This window comes from Streptococcus bouchesdurhonensis (assembly GCF_948472335.1).
In genome coordinates this window covers 318,256-344,941 of record NZ_CAOKTW010000001.1, presented here as the reverse complement: position 1 = coordinate 344,941, position 26,686 = coordinate 318,256, and the positions used below count along the sequence as shown (strand labels likewise).

Genomic DNA, 26,686 nt, shown 5'->3' with positions numbered 1-26,686 from the left:
CAGGATTGTCCCAGTCTTTTTGAAAATAAAGGAGAAAAATATGGCTTCAAAAATGCTACACACTTGCTTGCGAGTAGAAAATCTTGAAAAATCAATCGCATTTTATCAAGATGCTTTTGGTTTTAAAGAATTGCGTCGCAGAGATTTTCCAGACCATGCCTTCACGATTGTCTATCTAGGTCTTGAGGGTGACGACTATGAGTTGGAGTTGACTTATAACTACGATCATGGTCCTTATGTGGTTGGAGATGGGTTTGCCCATATCGCCCTCAGTACACCTGATCTTGAGGCACTTCATCAAGAGCATAGTGCCAAAGGTTATGAAGTTACTGAGCCAAATGGCCTACCAGGAACTGCGCCTAACTATTACTTTGTCAAAGACCCTGATGGCTACAAGGTAGAAGTCATTCGTGAAAAATAATCTCGTGAGGTCAAGTAGAATGTTCGTTTTCTACTTGACTTTTTTTAGCTGAAAGAGTATACTAGTAAAAATTTAACCTTTAAGGGGAGTCCAGAGAGACTCACAAGGTGTCAGATAAAAGAATAGTACAATTTTCTAGAGGAGACTTTTTGAGTGTGCTCTCTTGTGTTGTACGATTTTAACTGAGGCCTTGCACTAGCAAGGTCTTTTCTTTGTCTGATCCCCTTAAAAATTAAGGAGGAAAAGTCATGAATCTCACATGTAAGAAACGTTTGGGTGCAATTCGTTTGGAGACCATGAAGGTGGTTGCACAGGAGGAAATCGCGCCAGCAATCTTTGAATTAGTCCTAGAAGGGGAAATGGTTGAAGCCATGCGAGCAGGTCAATTTCTACATCTGCGCGTGCCTGATGATGCCCATCTTTTGCGTCGTCCTATTTCAATTTCATCTATTGATAAGGTTAACAAGCAGTGTCATCTCATTTACCGGATTGAAGGTGCTGGTACAGCTATTTTTTCAACCTTAAGTCAGGGAGATACTCTTGATGTGATGGGACCTCAGGGAAATGGATTTGACTTGTCTGACCTAGATGAGCAGAGCCAGATTCTCTTAGTTGGAGGGGGGATTGGTGTCCCACCCTTGCTTGAGGTGGCCAAGGAATTGCATGCGCGTGGTGTGAAAGTAGTGACAGTTCTCGGATTTGCTAATAAGGCTGCTGTTATCCTTGAAAAAGAATTAGCCCAATATAGTCAAGTCTTTGTAACGACAGATGATGGTTCTTATGGTATTAAGGGCAATGTTTCCGTCGTCATTAATGATTTAGACAGTCAGTTTGATGCTGTTTACTCATGTGGGGCGCCTGGCATGATGAAGTATATCAATCAAACCTTTTATGACCACCCAAGAGCCTATCTATCTCTAGAATCTCGTATGGCTTGTGGGATGGGGGCTTGCTATGCCTGCGTCCTAAAAGTGCCAGAAAGCGAGACGGTCAGCCAACGCGTCTGTGAAGATGGCCCTGTTTTCCGTACAGGAACAGTTGTATTATAAGGAGAAAATTATGACTACAAATCGTTTACAAGTTTCTCTACCTGGTTTGGATTTGAAAAATCCGATTATTCCAGCATCAGGCTGTTTTGGTTTTGGTCAAGAGTATGCCAAGTACTATGATTTAGACCTTTTGGGTTCTATTATGATCAAGGCGACAACTCTTGAACCCCGTTTTGGCAATCCAACTCCAAGGGTGGCAGAAACACCCGCTGGTATGCTTAATGCAATCGGTTTGCAAAATCCTGGTTTGGAAGTTGTTTTGGCTGAAAAGCTACCTTGGTTGGAAAGAGAATATCCAAATCTTCCTATTATTGCCAATGTAGCTGGTTTTTCAAAACAAGAGTATGCGGCTGTTTCTCATGGTATTTCCAAGGCAACTAATGTGAAGGCTATTGAGCTCAATATTTCTTGTCCCAACGTAGATCACTGTAATCATGGACTCTTGATTGGTCAAGATCCAGATTTAGCTTATGATGTGGTGAAAGCAGCTGTGGAAGCCTCTGATGTGCCAGTTTATGTCAAATTAACCCCTAGTGTGACCGATATCGTTACTGTCGCAAAGGCAGCAGAGGATGCAGGAGCAAGTGGCTTGACTATGATTAATACTCTGGTTGGAATGCGTTTTGACCTCAAAACCAGAAAACCAATCTTGGCCAATGGAACAGGTGGAATGTCTGGTCCAGCAGTCTTTCCAGTAGCCCTCAAACTTATCCGCCAAGTCGCCCAAACAACAGACCTGCCTATCATTGGAATGGGAGGAGTGGATTCGGCAGAAGCTGCCCTAGAAATGTATCTGGCTGGAGCATCTGCTATTGGAGTTGGAACAGCCAACTTTACCAATCCATATGCCTGTCCTGATATCATCGAAAATCTGCCAAAAGCCATGGACAAATACGGCATTAGCAGTCTGGAAGATCTACGCAAGGAAGTAAAAGAGTCTCTGAGGTAAACTGCAATCAATCTGTTCTTGATTTTTTATCAGTTTGTAATGTTGATTATAGAGAATTTTGATACAATAAAATAGAAAGAACAGAGGAAGAAAGTTTATGAAGAAATTGAGATTTGTTTTTTTAGCTCTGCTATTTTTCTTAGCCAGACCAGAGAGTGCAATGGCTAGTGATGGTACTTGGCAAGGAAAACAATACCTGAAAGCAGATGGGAGTCAAGCAGCTAATGAGTGGGTTTTTGATGCTCACTATCAATCTTGGTTTTATATAAAAGAAGATGCCAACTATGCTGAAAATGAATGGCTAAAGCAAGGTGATGACTATTTTTACCTCAAATCTGGTGGCTATATGGCCAAGTCAGAATGGATAGAAGACAAGGGAGTCCTCTATTATCTTGACCAAGATGGAAAGATGAAAAGAAATGCTTGGCTAGGAGCTTCCTATGTCGGTGCTACAGGTGTCAAGGTAATAGAAGACTGGGTCTATGATTCTCAATATGATGCTTGGTTTTATATCAAAGCAGATGGCCAACACGCAGAGAAAGAATGGCTCCAAATCAAAGGTAAGGACTATTATTTCAAATCTGGTGGTTATTTACTGACAAGTCAGTGGATTGAACAGGCTTATGTGAGTGCTAGTGGCGCTAAAGTACAGAAAGGTTGGCTTTTTGACAAACAATACCAATCTTGGTTTTACATTAAAGAAAATGGGAATCATGCTGATAAAGAATGGATTTTTGATAATGGTCACTATTATTATCTAAAATCCGGAGGCTATATGGCAGCCAATGAATGGATTTTGGATAAAGAATCATGGTTTTACCTCAAATCTGATGGCAAAATGGCTGAAAAAGAATGGGTCTATGATTCTCATAGTCAAGCCTGGTACTACTTCAAATCTGCTGGCTACATGGCAAAAAATGAGACTATTGATGGTCATCAGCTAGGAAACGATGGAAAATGGCATAAGGAGCCCAAGACTAGCTCTGAGTATTATCAGGTCCTTCCAGTGACTGCAAATGTTTATGATGCAGATGGTGAAAAGCTCTCCTATATATCGCAAGGTAGTGTCGTCTGGCTAGATAAGGATAGAAAAAGTGATGATAAGCATCTGGCTATTACTGTTTCTGGTTTGTCAGGCTATATGAAAACAGAAGATTTACAAGCATTAGATGCTAGTAAGGATTTTATCCCTTATTATGAGAGTGATGGCCACCGTTTTTATCACTATGTGGCTCAGAATGCTAGTATCCCAGTAGCTTCTCATCTTTCTGATATGGAAGTAGGCAAGAAATATTATTCGGCAGATGGGTTGCATTTTGATGGTTTTAAGCTTGAGAATCCCTTCCTTTTCAAAGATTTAACAGAGGCTACAAACTATAGTGCTGAAGACTTGGATAAGGTATTTAGTTTGCTAAATATTAATAATAGTCTCTTAGAAAATAAGGGAGCTACTTTTAAGGAAGCCGAAGAACATTATCATATCAATGCCCTTTACCTCCTTGCCCATAGTGCTTTAGAAAGTGATTGGGGACGAAGTAAGATTGCCAAAGATAAGAATAATTTCTTTGGAATTACAGCCTATGATACGACCCCTTACCTTTCTGCCAAGACATTTGATGATGTGGATAAGGGAATTTTAGGTGCAAGCAAGTGGATTAAGGAAAATTATATCGATAGGGGCAGAACTTTCCTTGGAAACAAGGCATCTGGTATGAATGTGGAATATGCCTCAGATCCTTATTGGGGTGAAAAAATTGCTAGTGTGATGATGAAAATCAATGAGAAGCTAGGTGGCAAAGATTAGTCCTATAATTGATACTCTTCGAAAATCTCTTCAAACCACGTCAGCGTCTCCTTGGGTGATGTATGTGATTGACTTTGTCAGTCTTATCTACAACCTCAAAGCAGTGCTTTGAGCAACCTGCGGCTAGCTTCCTAGTTTGCTCTTTGATTTTCATTGAGTATGAATATGATTTGAGTGAATAGTAAGTTAAAAATCCTGATTTTAAGTAAAATCAGGATTTTTTCATGGATGTAATTTTTTCGGGGTCTGGTGTGACACGGAGGGTCTTTTGTCCTGTGTAAGTGACAAAGCCTGGTTTTCCGCCAGTTGGTTTGTTGAGTTTCTTGACTTCAATCATATCTACCTGCACCAGATTTGACAGGCGACCTTGAGAGAAGTAGGCGGCTAGTTCTGCCGCGTCTGTCTTGACTTCATCGGATGGGTCAAGATTGCCTGAGATGACAACATGGCTTCCAGGAATGTCCTTGGCATGGAACCAAAGTTCCTCCTTGCGGGCCATTTTAAAGGTTAGCTCCTCATTTTGCAGGTTATTGCGACCGACATAGATGATGGTTTTGCCATCGCTTGCTAGATATTGTTCTGGTTTTTTGCGTTTCTGGATTTTCTCCCGTTGTCTTCTGCGGATAAAACCTGTTTGGATCAATTCTTCACGGATTTCAGCGATTTCTTCTAGTCCAGCTTGGTTGAGGACGGTTTCTACACTTTCCAGATAGAGAATGGTTGCCTTGGTTTCCTCAATCAGCTCAGTCAAGTATTTGACAGCTTCTTTGAGTTTCTGATACCGTTTAAAATAGCGTTGGGCATTCTGGTTGGGAGTCAAGGCCTTATCAAGCGCAATTGTGATAGGTTGATTAGTATAGTAGTTGTCTAGGATAACCTGATCTTGGTCATTAGGAACTTGATGGAGGAAGGTTGTCAGTAATTCCCCCTTTTGACGAAATTCTTCAGCGTTGTCTGTCGCCAGTAACTCTTTTTCTTGTTTTTTAAGCTTATGACGATTTTTTTGAAGTTCATTTTCAACACGACGAATCAGTTCACTGGCTTGCTGTTTTACGCGGTCGCGCTCAGCCTTATCCTTATAGTAGGTGTCCAACAAATCAGAAAGACTGGCAAAAGGCTCTCCCACCTGATTTGCAAAAGGAACTGGGCTGAAGGAAGTCTCAGTCAAGCATGGCTTGGTTTCTTGATTGAAAAAGTTTCGGAAAGTGGAAAGTTTTTCACTAACCAGTATCCTTTCCAATTCATTTGCCGTATCGCGTCCCAGACCTTGAAAGAGGCTTTGAAGATTTTTAGCTGTCGTTTCCTGTGTTTGCAGGATTTCAAAAAGTTTCTCGTCCTTGATTGTAAAAGGATTGAGAGCTTCCGTACTTGGCGGAGCGATATAGGTCGATCCAGGAAGCAAGGTGCGGTAGCTATTTTGTGAAAAGCCAACATGTTTGATAACTTCGAGGATTTTATGACTGCTTTTATCGACCAGTAGAATATTACTGTGTTTCCCCATAATTTCGATAATCAAGGTAGCCTGAATATGGTCCCCAATCTCGTTTTTATTAGAAACCGTAATTTCCACAATACGGTCATTTTCCACTTGCTCAATCGACTCAATCAGGGCACCCTGCAAATATTTTCTTAAAACCATGATAAAGGTAGAAGGCTGGGCTGGGTTTTCAAAAGTTGTTTGGGTCAGCTGAATGCGTCCAAAAACTGGATGGGCAGAAAGGAGCAGGCGATGACTTTGGCGATTGCTACGGATTTGCAAGACCAACTCTTGTTCAAAAGGTTGATTGATTTTCTGAATGCGACCATTCACTAATTCTCTTCGCAATTCCTCAACCATGTGGTGTAAAAAAAATCCGTCAAATGACATCGTTCTCTCCTTGTGATTGTATTCCATAGTATTATATCAAAAAGGTAGAATAAAATCATGGAAATGTGGTATAATAAAGCCAAGTAAAGAGAAACGAGAAGCACATGTATATTGAAATGGTAGATGAAACTGGTAAAGTTTCAAAAGAAATGTTGCAACAAACCCAAGAGATTTTGGAATTTGCAGCCCAAAAATTAGGAAAAGAAGACAAGGAGATGGCAGTTACCTTTGTGACCAATGAGCGTAGTCATGAACTCAATCTGGAGTACCGTGACACCGACCGTCCGACAGATGTCATCAGCCTTGAATATAAACCAGAGTTGGAAATTGCCTTTGACGAAGAAGATTTGCTTGAAAATCCAGAATTAGCAGAGATGATGTCTGAGTTTGATGCCTATATTGGGGAATTGTTCATCTCTATTGATAAGGCTCATGAGCAGGCTGAGGAATATGGCCACAGCTTTGAGCGTGAGATGGGCTTCTTGGCAGTACACGGCTTTTTACATATTAACGGCTATGATCACTACACTCCGGAAGAAGAAGCGGAGATGTTCGGTTTACAAGAAGAAATTTTGACAGCCTATGGACTCACAAGACAATAAACGAAAATGGAAAAATCGTGACCTGATATCCAGTTTAGAATTTGCTCTTACAGGAATTTTTACTGCCATAAAGGAAGAACGCAATATGCGAAAACATGCGGTGACGGCTCTCGTGGTCATCCTCGCAGGTTTTGTTTTTCAGGTGTCACGAATCGAATGGCTCTTTCTCCTATTGAGCATTTTTTTGGTAGTAGCCTTTGAAATTATCAATTCTGCTATCGAGAATGTGGTGGATTTGGCCAGTCACTATCACTTTTCTATGCTGGCTAAAAATGCCAAGGATATGGCGGCTGGCGCGGTATTAGTGGTCTCTCTTTTCGCAGCCTTAACAGGCGCATTGATTTTTCTCCCACGAATCTGGGATTTATTATTTTAAATAGCAAGAGGAAATTATGACTTTTAAATCAGGCTTTGTAGCCATTTTAGGACGTCCCAACGTTGGGAAGTCAACTTTTTTAAATCATGTCATGGGGCAAAAGATTGCCATTATGAGTGACAAGGCGCAGACAACGCGCAACAAAATTATGGGAATTTACACAACTGATAAGGAACAAATCGTCTTTATCGACACACCAGGGATTCACAAGCCTAAAACAGCTCTTGGAGATTTTATGGTTGAGTCTGCCTACAGTACCCTTCGTGAAGTGGATACAGTTCTTTTCATGGTACCTGCTGATGAAGCGCGTGGTAAAGGGGACGACATGATTATCGAGCGTCTCAAGACTGCCAAGGTTCCTGTGATTTTGGTGGTGAACAAGATCGATAAGGTTCACCCAGACCAGCTTTTGTCTCAGATTGATGATTTCCGTAACCAAATGGAATTTAAGGAGATTGTCCCTATCTCAGCCCTTCAGGGAAATAACGTATCTCGTTTAGTGGATATTTTGAGTGAAAATCTGGACGAAGGTTTCCAATATTTCCCAGCTGACCAAATCACAGACCATCCAGAACGTTTCTTGGTTTCAGAGATGGTTCGCGAGAAAGTCTTGCACCTAACTCGTGAAGAGATTCCGCATTCTGTCGCAGTAGTGGTTGATTCTATGAAACGAGATGAAGAGACTGATAAGGTTCATATCCGTGCAACCATCATGGTCGAGCGAGATAGCCAAAAAGGGATTATCATCGGTAAAGGTGGCGCTATGCTTAAGAAAATCGGTAGCATGGCCCGTCGCGATATTGAACTGATGCTAGGAGATAAGGTCTTCCTAGAAACATGGGTCAAGGTCAAGAAAAACTGGCGTGATAAAAAGCTAGATTTGGCTGACTTTGGCTATAATGAAAAAGAATACTAAGCAGAGGTGGGCTCATGCCTGCTTCTTGTTTTTACAGAAGGAGGACTTATGCCTGAATTACCTGAGGTTGAAACCGTTCGACGTGGCTTGGAAAAATTGATTTTGGGTAAGAAGATTTCGAGTATAGAAATTCGCTATCCCAAGATGATTAAAACGGACTTGGACGAATTTCAAAAGGAAGTGCCTGGTCAGATTATTGAGTCAATGGAACGTCGGGGAAAATATTTGCTTTTTTACCTGACAGACAAGGTCTTGATTTCCCATTTGCGGATGGAGGGCAAGTATTTTTACTATCCGAACCAAGTGCTTGAACGCAAACATGCCCATGTTTTCTTTCAGTTTGAAGATGGTGGCACGCTTGTTTATGAGGATGTTCGCAAGTTTGGTACTATGGAACTCTTGGCTCCTGACCTTTTAGACGCCTACTTTATTTCTAAAAAACTAGGTCCTGAACCAAGCGAACAAGACTTTGATGTGCAGGTCTTTCAAGTAGCTCTAGCTAAATCTAAAAAGCCTATCAAATCCCATCTTTTAGACCAGACTTTGGTAGCTGGACTTGGCAATATCTATGTGGATGAGGTTCTCTGGCGAGCTCAGGTTCATCCAGCTAGACCTTCCCAGACTTTGACAGCAGAAGAAGCGACTGCCATTCATGACCAGACCATTGCTGTTTTGGGACAGGCTGTTGAAAAAGGTGGTTCCACCATTCGGACTTATACCAATGCCTTTGGGGAAGATGGAACCATGCAGGATTTTCATCAAGTCTATGACAAGGCTGGTCAAGAATGTTCACGTTGTGGCATCATCATTGAGAAAATCCAACTAGGTGGACGAGGCACCCATTTTTGTCCTCAGTGCCAAAGGAGGGGCTGATGGGAAAAATCATTGGAATCACTGGGGGAATTGCCTCCGGTAAGTCAACCGTGACAAATTTTCTAAGAAAGCAAGGCTTTCAAGTAGTGGATGCCGACGCAGTCGTTCACCAACTACAGAAACCTGGTGGTCGTCTGTTTGAGGCTCTAGTCCAGCACTTCGGGCAAGAAATCATCCTTGAAAACGGAGAACTTAATCGCCCTCTCCTAGCTAGTCTTATCTTTTCAAATCCTGAAGAACGAGAATGGTCTAAGCAAATCCAAGGAAAGATTATCCGTGAGGAACTAGCTACGTTGAGAGACCAGTTGGCTCAGACAGAAGAGATTTTCTTCATGGATATTCCCCTACTTTTTGAGCAGGACTACAGCGCTTGGTTTGATGAGACGTGGTTGGTCTATGTGGATCGAGATGTCCAAGTAGAACGCTTAATGAAAAGGGACCACTTGTCCAAAGATGAAGCTGAGTTTCGTCTGGCAGCCCAGTGGTCTTTAGAAAAAAAGAAAGGTTTGGCTAGCCATGTTTTAAACAACAATGGCAATCAGGATCAGCTTCTTACTCAGGTGTTCTCCCTGCTTGAGGGAGGTAGGCAAGATGACAGAGATTAACTGGAAGGATAATCTGCGCATTGCCTGGTTTGGTAATTTTCTGACTGGAGCCAGTATTTCTTTGGTTGTGCCTTTTATGCCCATCTTCGTGGAAAATCTAGGTGTAGGGAGTGAGCAAGTCGCTTTTTATGCAGGATTAGCTATTTCTGTCTCTGCTATTTCGGCGGCGCTCTTTTCTCCTATCTGGGGGATTCTTGCTGATAAATACGGTCGAAAACCCATGATGATTCGTGCTGGTCTGGCCATGACTATCACTATGGGAGGTTTGGCCTTTGTCCCAAATATCTATTGGTTAATCTTTCTTCGTTTATTAAACGGTGTATTTGCGGGATTTGTTCCCAATGCAACGGCCTTGATAGCCAGTCAGGTTCCCAAGGAGAAATCAGGCTCTGCCTTAGGTACTTTATCTACAGGCGTAGTTGCAGGTACTCTAACTGGTCCCTTTATTGGTGGCTTTATCGCAGAATTATTTGGCATTCGTACTGTTTTCTTACTGGTTGGTAGTTTTCTATTCTTAGCTGCTGTTTTGACTATTTGCTTTATCAAGGAAGATTTTCAACCAGTGGCCAAGGAAAAAGCCATCCCAACAAAGGAATTATTTACATCAGTTAAATACCCCTATCTCTTGGTCAACCTCTTTCTGACCAGTTTTGTCATCCAATTTTCAGCCCAATCGATTGGCCCTATCTTAGCTCTGTATGTGCGCGACTTAGGGCAGACAGAGAATCTTCTTTTTGTCTCTGGTTTGATTGTATCCAGTATGGGCTTTTCCAGTATGATGAGTGCAGGAGTCATGGGAAAGCTAGGTGACAAGGTGGGCAACCATCGCCTCTTGGTTGTAGCCCAGTTTTATTCAGTCATCATCTATCTCCTCTGTGCCAATGCCTCTAGCCCCCTTCAACTAGGACTCTATCGTTTCCTCTTTGGCTTGGGAACCGGTGCTTTGATTCCCGGAGTTAATGCCCTTCTCAGCAAGATGACGCCCAAAGCTGGTATTTCGAGGGTCTTTGCCTTCAATCAGGTATTCTTTTATCTGGGAGGTGTCGTTGGTCCTATGGCAGGTTCTGCAGTAGCAGGAAAATTTGGCTACCATGCAGTCTTTTATGCGACAAGCCTTTGTGTTGCCTTTAGTTGTCTCTTTAACCTTCTTCAATTTCGAACATTATTAAAAGTAAAGGAAATCTAGTGCGAGTAAAAATTAATCTCAAATGCTCCTCTTGTGGCAGTATCAATTACCTAACTAGTAAAAATTCTAAAACCCATCCAGACAAGATTGAGGTTTTAAAGTATTGTCCCAAGGAAAGAAAAGTAACCCTACATCTTGAATCTAAGTAGATTTTATGGTAAAATAATAGGGATTTTAAGGAGTTTGATATGTATAACCTATTATTAACCATTTTATTAGTATTATCTGTTGTGATTGTGATTGCAATTTTCATGCAACCAACCAAAAACCAATCCAGCAATGTATTTGATGCCAGCTCAGGTGATTTGTTTGAACGCAGTAAAGCACGCGGTTTTGAAGCTGTAATGCAGCGTTTGACAGGGATTTTAGTCTTTTTCTGGCTAGCCATTGCCTTAGCATTGACGGTATTATCAAGTAGATAAGAAAATAATGGGCAGGACTAGGTCTTTGCCTCTTTTTATTTTTAAAAGATATTTGAGAAGGTTTTACAGTAAAAGAAAATAAAAAATCTAGAAAGAAAATATGAAAGATAGAATAAAAGAATATTTACAAGATAAGGGGAAGGTAACGGTCAATGACTTGGCTCAGGCTTTGGGAAAAGACGAGTCCAAGGATTTTCGTGAGTTGATTAAAACCTTGTCCTTAATGGAAAGAAAGCACCAGATTCGCTTTGAAGAAGATGGCAGTCTGACCTTGGAAGTCAAGAAAAAACATGAGATTACTCTCAAAGGGATTTTTCATGCCCATAAAAATGGCTTTGGCTTTGTCAGTCTGGAAGGTGAGGAGGACGACCTTTTTGTAGGAAAAAACGATGTCAACTATGCTATTGATGGTGATACTGTTGAGGTTGTCATCAAGAAAGTCGCTGATCGTAACAAGGGAACAGCGGCGGAAGCCAAAATTATCGATATCCTAGAACACAGTTTGACAACTGTTGTCGGCCAAATCGTTCTAGATCAGGAAAAACCTAAGTATGCTGGCTACATCCGTTCGAAAAATCAGAAAATAAGTCAACCGATTTATGTGAAGAAACCAGCCCTTAAACTCGAGGGAACCGAAGTTCTCAAGGTCTTTATCGATAAATACCCAAGTAAGAAACATGATTTCTTTGTCGCGAGTGTTATCGACGTGGTGGGACACTCAACGGATGTCGGAATTGATGTCCTTGAGGTTTTGGAGTCTATGGACATTGTCTCAGAGTTTCCAGAGGCTGTTGTTAAGGAAGCAGAAAGTGTGCCTGATACTCCGTCTCAAAAAGATATGGAAGGCCGTCTGGATCTAAGAGATGAGATTACCTTTACTATTGACGGTGCTGATGCCAAGGACTTGGACGATGCGGTGCATATCAAGGCTTTGAAGAATGGAAATCTGGAGCTTGGGGTTCACATCGCTGATGTTTCCTATTATGTGACCGAGGGTTCTGCCCTTGATAGGGAAGCCCTTAATCGTGCGACTTCTGTTTATGTGACAGATCGTGTGGTGCCCATGCTTCCAGAGCGTTTGTCAAATGGCATCTGCTCACTCAATCCTCAAGTAGATCGCTTGACCCAGTCAGCCATTATGGAAATTGATAAACATGGTCGTGTGGTCAATTACACCATTACACAAACGGTAATCAAGACAAGCTTCCGTATGACCTATAGCGATGTTAATGATATTCTAGCTGGCGACGTGGAAAAGAGAAAAGAATATCAGAAAATTGTTCCAAGTATCGAACTCATGGCTAAGCTCCATGAAATTTTAGAAAACATGCGTGTGAAACGTGGTGCCCTTAATTTTGATACCAATGAAGCGAAGATTTTAGTGGATAAACACGGTAAGCCTGTTGATATCGTTCTTCGTCAGCGTGGTGTTGCCGAGCGCATGATTGAGTCCTTTATGCTGATGGCCAACGAAACAGTTGCCGAGCATTTCAGCAAGCTTGATTTGCCTTTCATCTATCGAATTCACGAGGAGCCAAAGGCTGAAAAGGTTCAGAAGTTTATTGATTATGCTTCAAGCTTTGGCTTGCGCATTTATGGAACTGCCAGTGAGATTAGCCAGGAGGCCCTCCAAGACATCATGCGTGTTGTTGAGGGGGAACCTTATGCAGATGTATTGTCCATGATGCTTCTTCGCTCTATGCAGCAGGCTCGCTATTCGGAGCACAATCACGGCCACTATGGCCTTGCTGCTGACTATTACACTCACTTTACCAGTCCGATTCGTCGTTATCCAGACCTTCTTGTTCACCGTATGATTCGTGATTACGGCCGTTCTACGGAAATAGCAGAGCATTTTGAACAAGTAATTCCAGAGATTGCGACCCAGTCCTCAAACCGTGAACGTCGTGCCATCGAGGCTGAGCGTGAAGTAGAAGCCATGAAAAAGGCTGAGTACATGGAAGAATACGTGGGTGAAGAATACGATGCAGTTGTATCAAGTATTGTCAAATTCGGTCTCTTTGTCGAATTGCCAAACACAGTTGAAGGCTTGATTCACATCACTAATTTACCTGAATTTTATCATTTCAACGAACGTGATTTGACTCTTCGTGGAGAAAAATCAGGAACAACCTTCCGTGTAGGGCAACAGATTCGTATCCGAGTTGAAAGAGCCGACAAGATGACGGGTGAAATTGATTTCTCATATATCCCAAGTGAGTTTGATGTAATTGAAAAAGGCTTGAAACAGTCTAATCGTAGTGACAGAGGGCGTGGTTCAAGTCGTCGTTCAGATAAGAAGGAAGACAAGAGGAAATCAGGACGCTCAAATGATAAGCGTAAGCATTCACAAAAAGACAAGAAGAAAAAAGGAAAGAAACCCTTTTACAAGGAAGTAGCTAAGAAAGGAGCCAAGCATGGCAAAGGGCGAGGGAAAGGTCGTCGCACAAAATAAAAAGGCGCGCCACGACTATACAATCGTAGATACGCTAGAGGCAGGAATGGTCCTGACTGGAACTGAAATCAAGAGTGTACGAGCTGCTCGAATCAATCTCAAGGATGGCTTTGCTCAAGTGAAAAATGGAGAAGTTTGGTTGAGCAATGTTCATATCGCACCTTACGAAGAGGGCAATATCTGGAACCAGGAACCAGAACGCCGTCGCAAACTCCTGCTCCATAAAAAGCAAATTCAAAAATTGGAACAAGAGACTAAAGGAACAGGAATGACCCTTGTTCCTCTTAAAGTCTATATCAAAGATGGTTACGCTAAACTCCTTTTGGGTCTAGCTAAAGGGAAGCATGACTATGATAAACGGGAGTCTATCAAACGACGTGAACAAAATCGCGACATCGCGCGTGTTATGAAAGCTGTTAATCAGCGATAAAAAGAGGAATGAAGATGGAAAAACTAGTTGCCTATAAACGCATGCCTTTGTGGACTAAAGAGACCATGCCAGAGGCTGTTCAGCAGAAACACAATACCAAGGTTGGGACTTGGGGCAAGATTACTGTTTTAAAAGGAACTCTCAAGTTTATTGAATTGACAGAGAATGGGGAGGTTCTAGCTGAACACTTATTTGAAGCAGGGGCTGACAATCCCATGGCACAACCACAAGTCTGGCACCGAGTGGAGGCTGTAACAGACGATGTAGAATGGTATTTGGAATTTTATTGTAAACCTGAGGATTATTTCCCTAAAAAATACAATACCAATCCGGTTCATTCAGAGGTCCTAGAGGCAATGCAGACAGTAAAACCAGGGAAAGCTTTGGATTTGGGCTGTGGTCAGGGCCGTAACTCTCTCTTTCTTGCACAGAATGGTTTTGATGTGACAGCTGTAGATCAAAATGAATTGGTCCTTGAAATCTTACAAAGCATTGTAGAGCAAGAAGATTTGGACATGCCTGTTGGTCTCTACGATATCAATTCAGCCAGCATTGGGCAAGAATATGATTTTATCGTATCAACTGTTGTTCTCATGTTTCTACAAGCGGACCGCATTCCAGCTATTATTCAAAATATGCAGGAGAAAACCAGTGTTGGTGGTTACAATCTTATCGTTTGTGCTATGGACACGGAGGATTATCCTTGCTCTGTAAACTTCCCATTTACCTTTAAAGAAGGGGAATTGGCAGACTATTACAAGGACTGGGAATTGGTTAAGTACAATGAAAATCCTGGCCATCTGCACCGTCGTGACGAAAATGGCAATCGTATACAACTACGCTTTGCGACCATGCTAGCTAAAAAAATCAAATAAACATGAATGAAGATTAGGAAATTTCCTGATCTTTTTTCTTTTTTTACGAATAATATAGAAAAGGGGGAAATCATGTTTGTTGCGAGAGATTCTAGGGGAGAATTGGTAAATGTGTTAGAGGATAAGCTTGAGAAGCAAGCATACACCTGCCCAGCTTGTGGAGGTCAGCTCCGTTTGCGTCAAGGACCAAGTGTCCGGGCCCATTTTGCCCACAAAACCTTAAAAGACTGTGATTTTTCCTCTGAAAATGAAAGTCCAGAACACCTGGCAAATAAGGAAGTCCTCTATCACTGGTTGAAAAAAGAGGCAGAGGTGCAATTAGAATACCCGCTTCCAGAGCTTAAACAGATTGCGGATGTATTTGTAAATGGCAATCTAGTTCTAGAAGTTCAGTGTAGTCCCTTGCCTCAAAAAGTTCTTAAAGAACGTAGTGAGGGCTATCGTAGTCAGGGTTACCAAGTACTGTGGTTGCTGGGGGAAAAACTTTGGCTCAAGGAGCGTTTGACTCGTCTGCAACAAGGTTTTCTCTATTTCAGTCAAAACATGGGCTTTTATGTTTGGGAATTAGAAAGTGAAAAACAGCTTTTAAGGCTTAAATATCTCATACACCAAGATCTCCGAGGTAAACTCTATTATCAAATCAAGGAATTTCCCTATGGACAAGATGGTCTACTGGAGATATTACGTCTTCCCTATAAGAAACAAAAAATATCTCATTTTACAGTTTCTCAGGACAAGGACATCTGTCGCTATATCCGGCAACAACTGTATTATCAAAATCCTATTTGGATGAAAGAACAAGCAGAAGCCTATCAAAAGGGGGAAAATCTCCTGACTTATGGGCTAAAAGAATGGTATCCACAAATAAGACCGCTAGTAGGTAATTTTTGCCAAATTGAGAAAGATTTGACTGGCTATTATCAGTATTTTCAAACCTATTATCAAGAAAATCCTCAAAATGATTGGCAAAAGCTTTATCCACCAGCCTTTTATAAGCAATATTTCTTAAAAAATATGGTAGAATAGAAAGGATGGAGGAATCTAATGGTATTACAAAGACATGAAATAAATGAAAAAGATACATGGGATCTATCAACGATTTACCCAACTGACCAGGCTTGGGAAGAAGCCTTAAAAGAGTTAACAGAACAACTGGAGACAGTAGCCCAGTATGAAGGCCATCTCTTGGATAGTGCGGATAGCCTACTTGAAATCACTGAATTTTCTCTTGAGATGGAACGCCAAATGGAGAAGCTTTACGTTTATGCTCATATGAAAAATGACCAGGACACTCGTGAAGCCAAGTATCAAGAGTACTATGCCAAGGCAATGACTCTCTACAGCCAGCTAGACCAAGCCTTTTCATTCTATGAACCTGAATTTATGGATATTAGTGAAAAGCAGTATGCTGACTTTTTAGAGGCTCAACCAAAATTGCAGCTTTATCAACACTATTTTGACAAGCTTTTGCAAGGCAAGGAACATGTTCTTTCACAACGTGAGGAAGAATTATTGGCTGGGGCTGGAGAAATCTTTGGTTCGGCAAGTGAAACCTTCGCTATCTTGGACAATGCGGATATTGTGTTCCCTTATGTTCTTGACGATGATGGTAAGGAAGTTCAGCTATCTCATGGGACTTACACACGTTTGATGGAGTCTAAAAATCGTGAGGTTCGTCGTGGTGCCTATCAAGCCCTTTATGCGACTTATCAACAATTCCAACACACCTATGCCAAAACCTTGCAAACCAATGTTAAGGTGCAAAACTACCGTGCCAAAGTTCGCAACTACAAGAGCGCTCGTCATGCAGCCCTAGCAGCCAATTTTGTTCCAGAGAGTGTTTATGACAATTTGGTAGCAGCAGTTCGCAAGCATTTGCCACTCTTGCATCGCTATCTTAACCTTCGTTCAAAAATCCTGGGAATTTCAGACCTCAAGATGTACGATGTCTACACACCACTTTCTTCTGTTGAATACAGTTTTACCTACCGAGAAGCCTTGAAAAAGGCAGAAGATGCCTTGGCAGTCTTGGGTGAGGATTACTTGAGCCGTGTCAAACGTGCCTTCAGCGAGCGTTGGATTGATGTTTACGAAAACCAAGGCAAGCGTTCAGGTGCTTACTCTGGTGGTTCTTACGATACCAATGCCTTTATGCTACTTAATTGGCAGGACAATTTAGACAATCTCTTTACCCTTGTTCATGAAACAGGTCACAGTATGCATTCAAGCTATACTCGTGAAACGCAGCCTTATGTTTACGGAGATTATTCTATCTTCTTGGCTGAGATTGCATCAACTACCAATGAAAATATCTTGACGGAGAAATTATTGGAAGAAGTGGAAGATGATGCAACGCGCTTTGCTATTCTCAATAACTTCCTAGATGGTTTCCGTGGGACAGTTTTCCGTCAAACTCAATTTGCTGAGTTTGAACACGCTATCCACCAAGCGGACCAAAATGGAGAAGTCTTGACAAGTGATTTCCTAAATAAACTCTACGCAGACTTGAACCAAGAGTATTATGGTTTGAGTAAGGAAGACAATCCTGAAATCCAATACGAGTGGGCTCGCATTCCACACTTCTACTATAACTACTATGTATACCAATATTCAACTGGCTTTGCAGCAGCCTCAGCTCTGGCTGAAAAGATTGTCCATGGTAGTCAAGAAGACCGTGACCGCTATATCGACTATCTCAAGGCAGGTAAGTCTGACTATCCACTTAATGTCATGAGAAAAGCTGGTGTTGATATGGAGAAGGAAGACTATCTCAACGCTGCCTTTGCAGTCTTTGAACGTCGTTTGAATGAGTTTGAAGCCCTTGTTGAAAAATTGGGATTGGCATAAGATGGTTGAATCGTATAGTAAAAATGCTAACCATAACATGCGTCGTCCTGTCGTCAAGGAAGAAATTGTAGACTTGATGCGTCAGCGCCAAAAGCAAGTCACAGGATCTTTGAAAGAATTGGAAGACTTTGCCCGCAAGGAAAATATTCCCATTATTCCCCATGAAACGGTAGCTTATTTCCGTTTTCTCATGGAAACCATACAACCTAAAAATATTCTGGAAATTGGGACGGCTATCGGTTTTTCAGCCCTCTTGATGGCAGAACATGCGCCAAAGGCCAAGATTACAACCATTGACCGCAATCCAGAGATGATTGGATTTGCCAAGGAAAATTTCGCCCAGTTTGACAGTCGCAAGCAAATTACGCTCTTAGAAGGAGATGCGGTAGATGTCTTATCTACCTTGACAGAGTCCTATGATTTTGTCTTTATGGATTCAGCCAAGTCTAAATATATCGTCTTTCTGCCAGAAATCCTCAAACATTTGGACGTTGGAGGTGTGGTTGTCTTGGATGATATTTTCCAAGGTGGTGATGTTGCTAAGGATATTATGGAAGTCCGTCGTGGTCAGCGAACTATTTACAGAGGACTTCAAAGACTATTTGATGCAACCTTAGACAATCCAGGACTCACCGCAACACTAGTACCTCTGGGAGATGGCATTCTCATGCTTCGTAAAAATGTAGCAGATGTTCAATTGCCTGACAGCGAATGATTTTCAGAAAAATTTAAGAAAATATAGTAAAATAGATAGGGTAACACTTATCTCAAAGGAGTAGACATGAAGAAAAAACTATTGGCAGGTGCCATTACACTATTATCAGTAGCAACTTTAGCAGCTTGTTCGAAAGGTTCAGAAGGGGCAGATCTTATCAGCATGAAAGGGGATGTCATCACAGAACATCAATTTTATGAGCAAGTGAAAAGCAATCCTTCAGCTCAACAAGTATTGTTGAACATGACCATCCAAAAAGTATTTGAGAAGCAATATGGCTCAGAAGTAGATGACAAAGAAGTCAACGATACTATTGCCGAAGAAGAGAAACAATATGGTGAGAACTACCAACGTGTCTTATCGCAAGCAGGAATGACTCTTGAAACACGTAAAGCTCAAATTCGTACAAGTAAATTGGTTGAGTTGGCAGTTAAGAAAGCAGCAGAAGCTGAATTGACAGATGATGCTTACAAGAAGGCCTTTGACGAATACACTCCTGATGTGACTGCTCAAATTATCCGTTTGGACAATGAAGACAAAGCTAAAGAAATTCTTGAAAAAGCTAAAGCTAGTGATGCAGACTTTGCTCAATTAGCCAAAGATAATTCAACAGATGAGAAAACTAAAGCGAATGGTGGAGAAATCACTTTTGATTCTGCTTCAACAGAAGTACCAGAACAAGTTAAAAAAGCTGCTTTTGCTTTAGATGTAAACGGTGTTTCTGATGTGATTAGCGTTACTGGAACACAAGCCTACAGCAGTCAATATTACATTGTTAAACTGATTAAGAAAACAGAAAAATCATCTAATATTGACGATTACAAAGAAAAATTAAAAACTGTTATCTTAACTCAAAAACAAAACGACGCATCATTTGTTCAAAGTATTATCGGAAAAGAATTGCAAGCAGCCAATATCAAGGTTAAAGATCAAGCCTTCCAAAATATCTTCACTCAATACATCGGTGGTGGAGATTCAAGCTCAAGCAGTTCTTCAAAAGAATAAAACAGAAAAGAGCCAAGTGCTCTTTTTCTTATGAGAAAATCTTCTATCTTAAGGGTAAGAGTTTTTTTCTTTCGGAAAAAATGGTATAATAGCAATCAAAACTAGAAAATAAACGGAATTTGGGAATAATTTCTTTTGTTCTCATTAGATTGGTGATACTATGAAGATTAGTAAGAGGCACCTGTTAAACTATTCTATTCTAGTTCCTTACTTACTTTTATCTATTTTGGGTTTGATTGTAGTCTATTCTACAACCAGTGCCATTCTTATCGAAGAAGGTAAAAGTGCCCTCCAATTGGTTCGAAGTCAGGGAATGTTTTGGATATTTAGTTTAATATTGATTGTCTTGATATATAAGCTGAAACTGAATTTTTTAAGAAAAGAACGACTTTTATTTATTGTTATGTTTGTTGAGCTGATTCTCTTAGCTCTGGCTCGCTTAATTGGTACGCCAGTCAATGGAGCCTATGGTTGGATTTCAGTAGGACCTTTGACCATTCAGCCAGCGGAGTATTTGAAGATTATCATCGTCTGGTACTTGGCCCAACGTTTTTCAAAACAACAGGATGAAATTGGTATTTACGATTTTCAAGTTTTAACTCAAAATCAATGGATTCCTCGAGCTTTTAATGATTGGCGTTTTGTCCTCTTGGTAATGATAGGAAGTTTGGCTATTTTCCCAGATTTGGGGAATGCTACAATCCTAGCGCTGGTCGCCTTGATTATGTATACAGTTAGTGGGATTGCTCATCGTTGGTTTATAGTCTTTATCGGTGTATTGTTTGGAGTTTCAGCCCTATCTCTATCAGCTATTTCTGTAATTGGGGTTGATAAGTTTTCAAAAGTTCCAGTATTTGGTTACGTGGCCAAGCGTTTCAGTGCCTACTTTAATCCCTTTGCTGATTTGGCAGGAGCTGGTCACCAACTTGCAAATTCCTACTTTGCTATGGTAAATGGTGGATGGTTTGGTTTAGGCTTAGGAAATTCAATAGAAAAACGTGGTTATTTACCAGAGGCCCATACAGACTTTGTATTTTCAATTGTCATTGAAGAGTTTGGATTTGTGGGAGCCAGTTTGATTTTGGCACTTGTCTTTTTCCTGATTTTGCGAATTATCCTAGTAGGAATTCGTGCTAAGAATCCCTTTAATTCTATGATGGCGATTGGGGTTGGGGGGATGATGTTGGTACAGGTCTTTGTCAATATCGGTGGAATTTCTGGTATTATTCCCTCGACAGGAGTAACCTTCCCCTTCTTATCGCAAGGAGGGAACAGTCTCCTAGTCTTGTCTGTAGCCATCGCCTTTGTCTTAAATATTGATGCAAGTGAAAAACGTGCCCAATTATATGAGGAGTTAGAAGCTCACTCATCAAACTATATGTAGAGCTGAGAGTGGAAAGGATTACCTATGTCTCTTCAAAAATTAGAAAACTATAGTAATAAAGCTGTTATACAAGAAGAAGTATTGATTTTAACAGAATTGTTAGAAGATATTACTAAAAACATGCTTGCCCCAGAGACTTTTGAAAAAATCATACAGTTGAAGGAATTGTCAACTCAAGAAGATTATCAAGGTTTGAATCAATTAGTTACCAGTTTGACAAATGATGAAATGGCTTATATTTCACGCTATTTCTCTATCTTGCCTCTTTTGATTAATATTTCAGAAGACGTGGATTTGGCCTATGAAATCAACCATCAAAATAATATCGATCAAGATTATCTTGGTAAATTATCAGCAACGATCAAAATGGTTGCAGAAAAAGAAAATGCGGTTGAAATTCTAGAACACTTGAATGTTGTCCCTGTTTTGACAGCCCATCCAACACAAGTGCAACGTAAGAGTATGTTGGATTTGACTAACCATATCCATACCCTCTTGCGTAAGTACCGTGATGTGAAATTAGGTTTGATTAATAAGGAAAAATGGCATAATGATCTCCGTCGTTACATTGAGATTATCATGCAGACAGATATGATTCGTGAAAAGAAATTGAAAGTAACCAATGAAATCACGAATGTAATGGAATACTACAATAGTTCATTCCTGAAGGCAGTTCCTCATTTGACTGCTGAGTACAAGCGTCTGGCTAAAAAACACGGCTTGGACTTGAAACATCCTAAACCAATTACCATGGGTATGTGGATTGGTGGAGACCGTGATGGGAATCCTTTTGTTACAGCAGATACCTTGAAACAATCTGCTATGACCCAGTGTGAAGTCATCATGAACTACTATGATGAAAAGATTTATCAGCTTTATCGTGAGTTCTCTCTCTCAACCAGTATTGTCAATGTAAGCAAGCAAGTTAGAGAAATGGCTCGTCAATCCAAGGACAACTCTATTTATCGTGAAAAAGAGCTGTATCGTCGTGCCTTGTTTGATATTCAATCAAAAATCCAAGCAACAAAAACCTATCTGATTGAAGATAAGGAAGTTGGAGCTCGCTATGAAACAGCTAATGATTTTTATAAGGATTTAATTACTATTCGTGATTCCCTCTTGGAAAATAAGGGTGAAGCACTGATTTCTGGTGATTTTGTTGAGTTGATCCAGGCAGTTGAAATTTTTGGTTTCTATTTGGCATCTATTGACATGCGTCAAGATTCTAGTGTTCACGAAGCCTGTGTAGCTGAACTCTTGAAATCAGCAGGTATTCATTCTCATTATAGTGAACTAAGTGAAGAAGAAAAATGCCAGCTTCTCTTGAAAGAATTGGAAGAAGATCCACGTATTCTTTCTGCCACTCATGTTGAAAAATCAGAATTACTTGAAAAAGAATTAGCAATCTTTAAGGCAGCTCGTAAGTTGAAAGATAAGTTGGGAGATGATGTCATTCGTCAGACCATCATTTCACATGCAACCAGCGTATCAGACATGCTGGAATTGGCTATCTTGCTAAAAGAAGTAGGGCTAGTTGATAAAGAAAGAGCTCGTGTCCAAATCGTTCCTCTCTTTGAAACAATCGAGGACTTGGATCACTCAGAAGAAACCATGAGAGAGTACCTTTCACTTCCTCTTGCTAAGAAATGGATTGCTTCACGTAATAACTACCAAGAAATCATGCTTGGTTACTCTGATAGTAATAAAGATGGTGGTTACCTTTCATCATGTTGGACCCTCTACAAGGCTCAACAACAATTGACTGCTATTGGAGATGAATTTGGCGTTAAGGTTACCTTCTTCCACGGCCGTGGTGGTACTGTCGGTCGTGGTGGTGGACCAACCTATGAGGCCATCACCTCTCAACCGCTCAAGTCTATTAAGGATCGTATCCGCTTGACGGAGCAGGGTGAAGTAATTGGAAATAAATACGGTAATAAAGACGCAGCCTACTATAACCTTGAAATGCTAGTATCTGCAGCCATTAACCGTATGATTACTCAGAAGAAGAGCGATACCAATACATCCAATCGTTATGAAGCTATTATGGACCAAGTGGTGGACCGTAGTTACGATATCTACCGTGATTTGGTCTTTGGCAATGACCATTTCTATGATTATTTCTTCGAGTCAAGTCCAATCAAGGCTATTTCAAGCTTTAACATTGGTTCTCGTCCAGCCGCTCGTAAGACTATTACTGAAATCGGTGGTTTGCGAGCTATTCCTTGGGTATTCTCATGGTCGCAAAGTCGCGTCATGTTCCCTGGCTGGTATGGGGTTGGTTCAAGCTTCAAGGAATTTATCGATAAAAATCCAGAGAATATTGCTATCTTACGAGATATGTACCAAAATTGGCCTTTCTTCCAATCGCTTCTTTCAAATGTCGACATGGTCTTGTCAAAATCAAATATGAATATTGCTTTTGAATATGCCAAACTGTGTGAGGATGAAGAAGTAAAAGCAATCTATGAGACTATTCTAAATGAATGGCAAGTCACCAAGGAAGTCATCTTGGCTATCGAAGGTTACGATGAACTCTTGGCTGAAAATCCATATCTAAAAGCAAGTTTGGATTATCGTATGCCTTACTTTAATATTCTCAACTATATCCAGTTGGAGTTGATTAAACGTCAACGCCGAGGAGAATTATCAAGCGATCAAGAAAAATTAATCCATACAACCATCAACGGAATTGCGACAGGATTGCGTAATTCGGGCTGATGTCTTTCAAACTTCCTCTTTTCTATAGGGGAAGTTTTTGAATCTTTCAAAAAAATGCTAAAAGAGTCTTGACAAGTAGTTGAAAAATGATATAATTTAACCATTCAGAAAAGTAATCATTCAAACTTTTTAGAGAGTCTGTGGTAGCTGAAAACAGATAAGTGGTGATGATGAAAATTGGGCTGAATGTTATTTAGAATTTGAAATCATAAAAATTCGGTGAGCACACCTTATAGTGCATCTCGTTATTGCGAGACAGAGTGATAGGGAAATTTCCTATAATTGAGGTGGTACCGCGCATCGACGTCCTCACACAAGTTTTTTGTGTGAGGACTTTTTTTGATGGAGGTTAGTATGGAAAGAAAACGATGGCGTCGCTTGTTCAGATAAGTGAAGTAGTTTAAAGGAATTAAAAAGGAGAAATAGAATGAAAAATAAACGTTTAATTGGAATTATCGCTGCATTAGCAGTCTTAGTAGCAGGAAGCTTGATTTACTCTTCAATGAATAAACCAGAAGCTAAGAATGAAAAGAAAGTTGCCAAAGTTGGTGTCCTTCAGTTTGTGAGCCATCCATCTCTTGACTTGATTTATAAAGGGATTCAAGATGGACTTGCAGAAGAAGGTTATAAAGATGACCAGTTGAAGATTGACTTTATGAACTCAGAAGGTGACCAAAGTAAGGTTGCGACAATGAGTAAACAATTGGTTGCAAACGATAATGACTTGGTAGTTGGTATCGCAACACCAGCTGCTCAAGGTCTGGCTAGTGCAACAAAAGACCTACCTGTTATCATGGCTGCTATTACAGACCCAATCGGTGCGAACTTGGTTAAAGATTTGAAAAAACCAGGTGGCAATATTACAGGGGTATCTGACCACAATCCAGCTCAACAACAAGTTGAACTCATCAAGGCTCTGACACCAAATGTGAAAACTATCGGAGCTCTTTACTCAAGCAGCGAAGACAATTCAAAAACACAGGTAGAAGAATTTAAGGCTTATGCTGAAAAAGCAGGTTTGACAGTAGAAACATTTGCAGTTCCTTCAACAAATGAAATTGCTTCAACAGTTAACGTTATGACTAGCAAGGTTGATGCTATCTGGGTTCCAATTGATAACACTATTGCTTCAGCCTTCTCAACTGTTGTATCAAGCAACCAATCAGCTAAAAAACCAATCTACCCAAGTGCAACTGCCATGGTAGAAGCAGGTGGTTTGGCATCCGTTGTAGTTGACCAACATGATCTTGGTGTGGCAACTGGCAAAATGATTGCTCAAGTTTTGAAAGGTGCAAAACCAGCTGATACACCAGTCAATGTCTTTTCAACTGGTAAATCAGTTATCAATAAAAAATTGGCACAAGAGTTAGGTATTACTATTCCTGAGTCTGTTCTCAAAGAAGCAGGACAAGTGATTGAATAATCTAAAATGGAGGAGTTGGGGACATCTCCTCCAATTTTTTACAATAGAAATCATATAGAAAAGGTTAAGAAACAGATGATATTATCTATTATTTCTCAAGGATTTGTCTGGGCTATTTTAGGTCTGGGAATCTTTATGACATTTAGGATTTTAAACTTTCCAGATATGACAACAGAAGGTTCCTTCCCTCTTGGGGGAGCTGTTGCTGTCACTCTGATAACCAAAGGTGTAAATCCCTTTTTAGCGACACTTGTTGCTGTAGGAGCAGGTTGTTTGGCTGGAATGGCAGCAGGTCTTCTTTATACAAAAGGGAAGATTCCAACCTTGCTCTCAGGGATTTTGGTGATGACTTCCTGTCACTCTATCATGCTCTTGATTATGGGACGTGCAAATTTAGGATTGCTTGGAACCAAGCAAATCCAGGATGTTTTGCCTTTTGATTCAGATTTGAACCAACTCTTGACAGGTCTCATCTTTGTCAGTCTTGTTATTGCTCTCATGCTCTTTTTCTTGGATACCAAACTCGGACAAGCCTATATTGCTACAGGTGACAATCCTGATATGGCTAGAAGTTTCGGGATTCATACTGGACGCATGGAGCTCATGGGCTTGGTCTTATCAAATGGTGTGATTGCCCTTGCAGGGGCTCTTATTGCCCAGCAAGAAGGCTATGCCGATGTATCTCGAGGAATCGGGGTGATCGTTGTGGGGCTTGCAAGTTTGATTATTGGAGAAGTTATCTTCAAGAGTTTGAGCTTGGCAGAACGTCTGATTACCATCGTTGTAGGTTCTATCGCCTATCAATTTTTAGTGTGGGCAGTTATTGCGCTTGGCTTTAATACAAGTTACCTTCGTTTGTACAGTGCCGTGATTTTAGCAGTCTGCCTCATGATTCCAACATTTAAGCAAACAATCTTGAAAGGAGCCAAATTAAGCAAATGACAGCAATTGTAGAATTAAAAAATGCAACCAAAGTCGTTAAAAATGGCTTTGATGAAGAAAAGATTATTTTAAATGATGTTTCCTTAGAAATTTTTGAACAGGATTTCATCACGATTTTAGGTGGAAATGGAGCTGGGAAATCAACCCTCTTTAACACTATTGCAGGAACTTTGTCATTAACCAGTGGAACCATCCGTATTTTGGGTGAAGATGTTACCAAGTTTTCGCCAGAAAAGCGAGCTAAGTATCTGTCTCGAGTCTTCCAAGATCCCAAGATGGGGACAGCTCCTCGTATGACGGTCGCTGAAAATCTTTTGATTGCCAAGTTTCGTGGTGAAAAGCGTGGACTGTTTCCGAGACGTCTGGCTAGCTATAAGGATGAGTTTCAGGCAACTATTGAAAAAGTGGGAAACGGTCTTGAGAAACACTTGAATACACCAATTGAGTTCTTATCTGGTGGACAAAGACAGGCTTTGAGTCTCTTGATGGCAACATTGAAGCGTCCTGAATTACTCTTGTTGGACGAGCATACTGCAGCCCTTGATCCAAAGACCAGTGTGGCCTTGATGGAATTGACGGATGAATTTGTCAAGAAAGACCAGCTGACAGCGCTTATGATTACCCACCATATGGAAGATGCTCTCAAATATGGCAATCGCTTGATTGTCATGAAAGAAGGACGAATTATCCAAGATTTGAACCAAGAAGAAAAAGCAAAAATGAAAATCTCTGATTATTATCAACTCTTTGAATAAAGTAGGGAAAATGAGTGAAATGGTTTACTTTTTTTCTGAAATAAAGTATACTATATAAAGTAAA

General features: G+C 40.7%; 25 protein-coding genes and 1 other annotated feature. Of the genes, 24 read left to right on the top strand and 1 reads right to left on the bottom strand.

What is annotated here, in order from left to right:
* The first annotated feature begins 40 nt into the window (after positions 1-40).
* The 4 genes from gloA to QMQ21_RS01580 all read left to right on the top strand — a co-directional run bounded on the left by gloA (position 41) and on the right by QMQ21_RS01580 (position 4,223).
* Entirely contained in the window at positions 41-421 is a 381-nt protein-coding gene (gene gloA / locus QMQ21_RS01595; protein ID WP_000157153.1) for a lactoylglutathione lyase, read from the top strand.
* Positions 422-669: 248 nt separating this feature from the next.
* Positions 670-1,470: a dihydroorotate dehydrogenase electron transfer subunit gene (locus QMQ21_RS01590; RefSeq protein ID WP_261035303.1), complete on the top strand. Its 801-nt coding sequence runs from the start codon at positions 670-672 to the stop codon at positions 1,468-1,470.
* Positions 1,433-2,419, top strand: a complete 987-nt coding sequence (locus tag QMQ21_RS01585) for a dihydroorotate dehydrogenase (RefSeq protein ID WP_162489587.1) — start codon at positions 1,433-1,435, stop codon at positions 2,417-2,419. Before QMQ21_RS01590 ends, QMQ21_RS01585 begins: the two co-directional genes overlap by 38 nt.
* A gap of 97 nt (positions 2,420-2,516) precedes the next feature.
* Positions 2,517-4,223, top strand: a complete 1,707-nt coding sequence (locus tag QMQ21_RS01580) for a glucosaminidase domain-containing protein (protein WP_284521181.1) — start codon at positions 2,517-2,519, stop codon at positions 4,221-4,223.
* 211 nt (positions 4,224-4,434) lie between these two features.
* On the opposite strand, the gene pavA is transcribed toward QMQ21_RS01580, so the two are convergent.
* Positions 4,435-6,090: an Rqc2 family fibronectin-binding protein PavA gene (pavA, locus tag QMQ21_RS01575; RefSeq protein ID WP_020902911.1), complete on the bottom strand. Its 1,656-nt coding sequence runs from the start codon at positions 6,088-6,090 to the stop codon at positions 4,435-4,437.
* Positions 6,091-6,194: 104 nt separating this feature from the next.
* Here pavA and ybeY point away from each other — a divergent pair, with 104 nt between their 5' ends.
* The 20 genes from ybeY (at position 6,195) to QMQ21_RS01475 (ending at position 26,622) form a co-directional block, all read left to right on the top strand.
* On the top strand, positions 6,195-6,692 hold the full coding sequence (gene ybeY, locus QMQ21_RS01570; RefSeq protein WP_261057102.1) for an rRNA maturation RNase YbeY: 498 nt from the start codon (positions 6,195-6,197) through the stop codon (positions 6,690-6,692).
* Positions 6,673-7,068 (top strand): diacylglycerol kinase family protein, encoded by a 396-nt coding sequence (locus QMQ21_RS01565; RefSeq protein ID WP_000378166.1) that lies wholly within the window; start codon positions 6,673-6,675, stop codon positions 7,066-7,068. Before ybeY ends, QMQ21_RS01565 begins: the two co-directional genes overlap by 20 nt.
* A gap of 16 nt (positions 7,069-7,084) precedes the next feature.
* Positions 7,085-7,984 carry a GTPase Era gene (era, locus tag QMQ21_RS01560; RefSeq protein ID WP_261028601.1) on the top strand — a complete coding sequence of 300 codons (900 nt, stop codon included), beginning with the start codon at positions 7,085-7,087 and terminating at the stop codon, positions 7,982-7,984.
* Between the two features lie 48 nt (positions 7,985-8,032).
* Positions 8,033-8,857, top strand: a complete 825-nt coding sequence (gene mutM, locus QMQ21_RS01555) for a DNA-formamidopyrimidine glycosylase (RefSeq protein WP_237446915.1) — start codon at positions 8,033-8,035, stop codon at positions 8,855-8,857.
* A complete protein-coding gene (gene coaE, locus QMQ21_RS01550) occupies positions 8,857-9,462 on the top strand; it encodes a dephospho-CoA kinase (protein WP_125442773.1) in 606 nt (201 codons plus the stop codon). The genes mutM and coaE overlap by 1 nt, the downstream gene beginning before the upstream one ends.
* Positions 9,449-10,648 (top strand): multidrug efflux MFS transporter PmrA, encoded by a 1,200-nt coding sequence (gene pmrA / locus QMQ21_RS01545; protein ID WP_261813788.1) that lies wholly within the window; start codon positions 9,449-9,451, stop codon positions 10,646-10,648. The genes coaE and pmrA overlap by 14 nt, the downstream gene beginning before the upstream one ends.
* Positions 10,648-10,797: a 50S ribosomal protein L33 gene (gene rpmG / locus QMQ21_RS01540; protein ID WP_001809104.1), complete on the top strand. Its 150-nt coding sequence runs from the start codon at positions 10,648-10,650 to the stop codon at positions 10,795-10,797. Before pmrA ends, rpmG begins: the two co-directional genes overlap by 1 nt.
* Before the next feature lie 39 nt (positions 10,798-10,836).
* A complete protein-coding gene (gene secG / locus QMQ21_RS01535) occupies positions 10,837-11,070 on the top strand; it encodes a preprotein translocase subunit SecG (protein ID WP_000282517.1) in 234 nt (77 codons plus the stop codon).
* Positions 11,071-11,170: 100 nt separating this feature from the next.
* Positions 11,171-13,525 carry a ribonuclease R gene (gene rnr, locus QMQ21_RS01530; RefSeq protein ID WP_261813787.1) on the top strand — a complete coding sequence of 785 codons (2,355 nt, stop codon included), beginning with the start codon at positions 11,171-11,173 and terminating at the stop codon, positions 13,523-13,525.
* Positions 13,488-13,955, top strand: coding sequence for an SsrA-binding protein SmpB (gene smpB / locus QMQ21_RS01525; RefSeq protein ID WP_001051750.1), 468 nt, complete (start codon positions 13,488-13,490; stop codon positions 13,953-13,955). Before rnr ends, smpB begins: the two co-directional genes overlap by 38 nt.
* A 14-nt stretch (positions 13,956-13,969) precedes the next feature.
* Complete coding sequence (gene tehB / locus QMQ21_RS01520) at positions 13,970-14,830, top strand: SAM-dependent methyltransferase TehB (RefSeq protein ID WP_261035312.1); 861 nt, start codon at positions 13,970-13,972, stop codon at positions 14,828-14,830.
* A gap of 72 nt (positions 14,831-14,902) precedes the next feature.
* Positions 14,903-15,856: a competence protein CoiA gene (locus QMQ21_RS01515; protein ID WP_261035313.1), complete on the top strand. Its 954-nt coding sequence runs from the start codon at positions 14,903-14,905 to the stop codon at positions 15,854-15,856.
* Positions 15,857-15,874: 18 nt separating this feature from the next.
* Entirely contained in the window at positions 15,875-17,677 is a 1,803-nt protein-coding gene (gene pepF / locus QMQ21_RS01510) for an oligoendopeptidase F (RefSeq protein WP_261813786.1), read from the top strand.
* Between the two features lies 1 nt (position 17,678).
* Positions 17,679-18,392, top strand: coding sequence for an O-methyltransferase (locus tag QMQ21_RS01505; protein WP_125452169.1), 714 nt, complete (start codon positions 17,679-17,681; stop codon positions 18,390-18,392).
* 66 nt (positions 18,393-18,458) lie between these two features.
* Positions 18,459-19,397, top strand: a complete 939-nt coding sequence (gene prsA, locus QMQ21_RS01500; protein WP_004254642.1) for a peptidylprolyl isomerase PrsA — start codon at positions 18,459-18,461, stop codon at positions 19,395-19,397.
* A gap of 160 nt (positions 19,398-19,557) precedes the next feature.
* Entirely contained in the window at positions 19,558-20,781 is a 1,224-nt protein-coding gene (gene ftsW / locus QMQ21_RS01495; protein ID WP_024057920.1) for a cell division peptidoglycan polymerase FtsW, read from the top strand.
* Positions 20,782-20,805: 24 nt separating this feature from the next.
* Positions 20,806-23,502: a phosphoenolpyruvate carboxylase gene (gene ppc / locus QMQ21_RS01490; RefSeq protein ID WP_049499358.1), complete on the top strand. Its 2,697-nt coding sequence runs from the start codon at positions 20,806-20,808 to the stop codon at positions 23,500-23,502.
* Between the two features lie 96 nt (positions 23,503-23,598).
* Positions 23,599-23,816 (top strand) — a binding site (T-box leader).
* 113 nt (positions 23,817-23,929) lie between these two features.
* On the top strand, positions 23,930-24,925 hold the full coding sequence (gene trpX, locus QMQ21_RS01485) for a tryptophan ABC transporter substrate-binding protein (RefSeq protein ID WP_084929849.1): 996 nt from the start codon (positions 23,930-23,932) through the stop codon (positions 24,923-24,925).
* 75 nt (positions 24,926-25,000) lie between these two features.
* Positions 25,001-25,867 carry an ABC transporter permease gene (locus QMQ21_RS01480; protein ID WP_004254625.1) on the top strand — a complete coding sequence of 289 codons (867 nt, stop codon included), beginning with the start codon at positions 25,001-25,003 and terminating at the stop codon, positions 25,865-25,867.
* Positions 25,864-26,622 (top strand): ABC transporter ATP-binding protein, encoded by a 759-nt coding sequence (locus QMQ21_RS01475; protein ID WP_020901797.1) that lies wholly within the window; start codon positions 25,864-25,866, stop codon positions 26,620-26,622. Before QMQ21_RS01480 ends, QMQ21_RS01475 begins: the two co-directional genes overlap by 4 nt.
* The last annotated feature ends 64 nt before the right edge of the window (positions 26,623-26,686 follow it).

Bases quoted from the DNA above. Each gene is read 5' to 3' on its own strand.
- gloA (WP_000157153.1), top strand. From the start codon at position 41: ATGGCTTCAAAAATGCTACACACTTGCTTGCGAGTAGAAAATCTTGAA.
- QMQ21_RS01590 (WP_261035303.1), top strand. From the start codon at position 670: ATGAATCTCACATGTAAGAAACGTTTGGGTGCAATTCGTTTGGAGACC.
- QMQ21_RS01585 (WP_162489587.1), top strand. From the start codon at position 1,433: ATGGCCCTGTTTTCCGTACAGGAACAGTTGTATTATAAGGAGAAAATT.
- QMQ21_RS01580 (WP_284521181.1), top strand. From the start codon at position 2,517: ATGAAGAAATTGAGATTTGTTTTTTTAGCTCTGCTATTTTTCTTAGCC.
- pavA (WP_020902911.1), bottom strand. From the start codon at position 6,090: ATGTCATTTGACGGATTTTTTTTACACCACATGGTTGAGGAATTGCGA.
- ybeY (WP_261057102.1), top strand. From the start codon at position 6,195: ATGTATATTGAAATGGTAGATGAAACTGGTAAAGTTTCAAAAGAAATG.
- QMQ21_RS01565 (WP_000378166.1), top strand. From the start codon at position 6,673: ATGGACTCACAAGACAATAAACGAAAATGGAAAAATCGTGACCTGATA.
- era (WP_261028601.1), top strand. From the start codon at position 7,085: ATGACTTTTAAATCAGGCTTTGTAGCCATTTTAGGACGTCCCAACGTT.
- mutM (WP_237446915.1), top strand. From the start codon at position 8,033: ATGCCTGAATTACCTGAGGTTGAAACCGTTCGACGTGGCTTGGAAAAA.
- coaE (WP_125442773.1), top strand. From the start codon at position 8,857: ATGGGAAAAATCATTGGAATCACTGGGGGAATTGCCTCCGGTAAGTCA.
- pmrA (WP_261813788.1), top strand. From the start codon at position 9,449: ATGACAGAGATTAACTGGAAGGATAATCTGCGCATTGCCTGGTTTGGT.
- secG (WP_000282517.1), top strand. From the start codon at position 10,837: ATGTATAACCTATTATTAACCATTTTATTAGTATTATCTGTTGTGATT.
- rnr (WP_261813787.1), top strand. From the start codon at position 11,171: ATGAAAGATAGAATAAAAGAATATTTACAAGATAAGGGGAAGGTAACG.
- smpB (WP_001051750.1), top strand. From the start codon at position 13,488: ATGGCAAAGGGCGAGGGAAAGGTCGTCGCACAAAATAAAAAGGCGCGC.
- tehB (WP_261035312.1), top strand. From the start codon at position 13,970: ATGGAAAAACTAGTTGCCTATAAACGCATGCCTTTGTGGACTAAAGAG.
- QMQ21_RS01515 (WP_261035313.1), top strand. From the start codon at position 14,903: ATGTTTGTTGCGAGAGATTCTAGGGGAGAATTGGTAAATGTGTTAGAG.
- pepF (WP_261813786.1), top strand. From the start codon at position 15,875: ATGGTATTACAAAGACATGAAATAAATGAAAAAGATACATGGGATCTA.
- QMQ21_RS01505 (WP_125452169.1), top strand. From the start codon at position 17,679: ATGGTTGAATCGTATAGTAAAAATGCTAACCATAACATGCGTCGTCCT.
- prsA (WP_004254642.1), top strand. From the start codon at position 18,459: ATGAAGAAAAAACTATTGGCAGGTGCCATTACACTATTATCAGTAGCA.
- ftsW (WP_024057920.1), top strand. From the start codon at position 19,558: ATGAAGATTAGTAAGAGGCACCTGTTAAACTATTCTATTCTAGTTCCT.
- ppc (WP_049499358.1), top strand. From the start codon at position 20,806: ATGTCTCTTCAAAAATTAGAAAACTATAGTAATAAAGCTGTTATACAA.
- trpX (WP_084929849.1), top strand. From the start codon at position 23,930: ATGAAAAATAAACGTTTAATTGGAATTATCGCTGCATTAGCAGTCTTA.
- QMQ21_RS01480 (WP_004254625.1), top strand. From the start codon at position 25,001: ATGATATTATCTATTATTTCTCAAGGATTTGTCTGGGCTATTTTAGGT.
- QMQ21_RS01475 (WP_020901797.1), top strand. From the start codon at position 25,864: ATGACAGCAATTGTAGAATTAAAAAATGCAACCAAAGTCGTTAAAAAT.